This window comes from Acidovorax sp. KNOB132, assembly GCF_057541515.1.
The window spans coordinates 1-2822 of record NZ_BAAJYT010000364.1; the positions used below are offsets into that span (position 1 = coordinate 1).

At 70.2% G+C, this 2822-nt stretch carries 4 protein-coding genes; 1 reads left to right on the forward strand and 3 read right to left on the reverse strand.

Going from position 1 to position 2822, the window contains the following annotated elements; translation table 11 throughout:
• From AC27IO_RS22455 to AC27IO_RS22465, 3 genes are all read right to left on the reverse strand, one after another.
• The coding region (locus AC27IO_RS22455) for an SDR family NAD(P)-dependent oxidoreductase (protein WP_498740853.1) at window positions 1–220 on the reverse strand (220 nt) is incomplete at its 3' end.
• Window positions 210–1175 carry a Bug family tripartite tricarboxylate transporter substrate binding protein gene (locus AC27IO_RS22460; RefSeq protein ID WP_498740855.1) on the reverse strand — a complete coding sequence of 322 codons (966 nt, stop codon included), beginning with the start codon at window positions 1173–1175 and terminating at the stop codon, window positions 210–212. The genes AC27IO_RS22460 and AC27IO_RS22455, both read right to left, overlap by 11 nt.
• Before the next feature lie 82 nt (window positions 1176–1257).
• Window positions 1258–2196, reverse strand: coding sequence for a dihydrodipicolinate synthase family protein (locus AC27IO_RS22465; RefSeq protein WP_272551826.1), 939 nt, complete (start codon window positions 2194–2196; stop codon window positions 1258–1260).
• 115 nt (window positions 2197–2311) lie between these two features.
• Between AC27IO_RS22465 and AC27IO_RS22470 the strand changes: the two genes are divergently transcribed.
• The coding region (locus AC27IO_RS22470) for a LysR family transcriptional regulator (RefSeq protein ID WP_498740857.1) at window positions 2312–2822 on the forward strand (511 nt) is incomplete at its 3' end.

Sequence of the window (2822 nt, forward strand, 5' to 3'; positions counted from 1 at the left end):
CCTGCAGCCCTGCGGCGGCACGGGCGATGTCTTCGCCATCGGCCAGATCGACGGCCACGGGCGTGAACGCGGCGTGTTCGATGGCCGGCGCGGCCACGTCCAGCCCGCTCACGTGCCAGCCCGCGGCCAGCAGCGACTCGGCGATGGCGCGGCCGATGCCGCTGCTGCTGCCGGTGACGGCGGCATGGGCGCCTGGGAGCGGCGTGCCGTCATTCCGCACGGATGTTGCCCTCGGTCACGATCTTCTGGGAGCGCTCCATGTCGGCGCGCTGGAACCTGGCGAAGTCGTCCACGCTGCCCGGCGTGACGAGCAGCCCCTGGTCCTTGAGCTTCTGGGCCATGTCGCCGGCCAGGGCCTTGTTCACCTCGGCGTTCAGGCGCTGCACCAGCGCGGGCGGCGTCTTGGCCGGGGCCCACAGGCCGTACCAGCTGTAGAACTCGAAGCCGGGAAGGGTCTCGGCCACCGTGGGCACGTCGGGCAGGTTGGGCACGCGCTGGGCGGAGGTCACGGCCACCACCTTGAGCATGCCGCTCTTGTGGTACTGGAGCGAGCCGAGGATGGGGTCGATGAAGCCGTCGATCTGCCCCCCGATCAGGTCCTGGAAGGCCGGCGCCGTGCCCTTGTAGGGCACGATGAGGTAGTCGATCTTGCCGGCCCGTTTCAGCAGTTCGGTCGAGAGATGCCCCGCCGAGCCGATGGAGCCCACGGCGAAGGTCATCTTGCCCGGGTGGCTCCTGGCGTAGCCCAGCAGGGATTTGATGTCGGTCACCGGCAGGTCCTTGTTGACCGCCACCGACAGGGGCGCCTTGGCCACCAGCGCCACGGGTGCGAAGTCCTGCGTGACGCTGAACGGCACCGATTTGAGCGTCATCGGCGCGGTCGTGAAGGTGGAGGCGCTGAACAGCAGCGTGTAGCCGTCCGCCGCGGCCTTGGCGACCGCGTCGCCGCCGATCACGCCGCTGCCGCCGGGCTTGTTGTCGATCACGAAGCTCTGCCCGGTCTGCTCGCCGAGCTTTTGCGCCAGCATGCGGCCCACGGCGTCCAGCGTGCCGCCCGGCGGGAACGGGATCACCACGCGCACCGGCTTGTTCGGGTAGGTCTGCGCGAAGCCGCTGGCGGCGGCGGTGAGCGCGAGGGCGCCGAGGACGGCGCGAAGGAATGGCTTGCGTTGCATGGCGTGTCTCCTGTCTTTATGGGGTCGAGAATGTCCGGTGCGGGCCGTGCGGTGCGGCCCGTCTTGTCATGGCACCCGCAGATCAGCGCTGCAGCAGGCCCGCCTGCCGGACGGCGGCGCGCAGGGCCTCGACCTCCTGGGCGTTGGGCGCCTCGGTGGGCGGGCGCACGGTGGCGTCGTCGATCACGCCGGCCAGGTACATGCCGCCCTTCATGCGCGCATGGGCCTCGCCCGTGGGCTCGCCGCCGCCGTACACCGCGTCCTTGAGCGGCGTGATGACGGCCTGCACGGCCATGGCTTTTTTCAGGTCGCCGGCCTTCACGGCGTTCCACAGATCGATGATGAGCTGCGGGATGAAGGTGGCGAAGCCCACCAGCGCGCCATCGACGCCCTGCACCATCGAGGCCAGCAGGTATTCGTCGTGGCAGGTGAGGATGGCCTTGGAGGCGTCGGCCTCGCGGATCGCCTGGATGTCGCGGGCGTACTTGTTCATGTCGCGCTGCCCCACCTTGAAGGCCTGCAGGTAGGGCAGCCGGGCGAGCTCGGCCAGCAGCTGCGACGAGTACGAGGCGCGCGTCCACGCCGGGTACACGTGGCACACCAGGTCCAGGCCCGGCGCGGCCCGGTGGATGGCCTCGAAATACTGCAGCGCATGGCCCGGCGTGAAGCCAAAGCGCAGCCAGTGGTGGGGCGGCATGACATCCAGCGCCACGGCGCCGGCGGCCTGGGCGGCGCGGGCATGTTCGGCGGCCTCGGCCAGGCCCTCGCAGACGATGGAGGAGATGACGGGCGTGCGGCCCTTCAGTTCGTCGGCCACGATGCGGGTGACCTCGGCGCGCTCGGCGGGGGTGAGGGAAAACACCTCGCCGGTGTGCCCGTTGGTCATGATGGCCACCACGCCCTCGTGGCCGGCCAGCCAGGCGGCGAGCTTGCGCAGGGCGGGCTCGTCGATGCGGTGGTCGGGGGTGAAGGGGCACGAGATGGCGGGGATGATCCCGCGATAATTCGCGATGGAAGGCATTCAAGGTCTCCGTTATGGGTGCAGGGGAACGACAACGCAGCGGATCTTCCGGCGAGGGCCCCGCACCGTCCAATACCCGAATCGCATACATCTATCTGCACGGAACACGACGCCCATGGGACCTGGCAACCGCCCCCTCGATCTCGAATGGCTGGAAGACTTCCTGGCCCTGGCCGAGTGCGGCAATTTCTCGCGCGCCGCCGAGGCCCGGGCCATCGCCCAGCCCGCGTTCAGCCGCCACATCCGCGCGCTGGAGGAATGGGTGGGCGTGGAGCTGTTCGACCGCAGCGCGCACCCGGCCGCCCTCACGGCGGCGGGGCAGCGCTTTCTGCCACTGATGGAAACCCTGCTGGCCAACCTGGAGGCCGCGCGCATCAAGGCGCGCGCCGCGCACGACACGGCAGCCGCCAGCCTGCGCTTTGCGGCCACGCACGTGCTCTCGCTCACCTTCTTTCCGCGCTGGCTGGGCCAGCTGGAGGCGCAGCTGCGCCTGGGGCCCATCCAGACCATGTCGGACAGCTCCCGGGCGTGCGAAGACCTGGCGCTGCAGCGGCGCGTGCAGTTCGTGCTGTGCCACGGCCATGCGGAAGCGCCCGGGCGCCTGGACGAGGCGCAGTACCCCATGC

Excerpts from the sequence above, each read along its gene's own strand:
- AC27IO_RS22460 (WP_498740855.1), bottom strand. The coding sequence starts at position 1,175 with ATGCAACGCAAGCCATTCCTTCGCGCCGTCCTCGGCGCCCTCGCGCTC.
- AC27IO_RS22465 (WP_272551826.1), bottom strand. The coding sequence starts at position 2,196 with ATGCCTTCCATCGCGAATTATCGCGGGATCATCCCCGCCATCTCGTGC.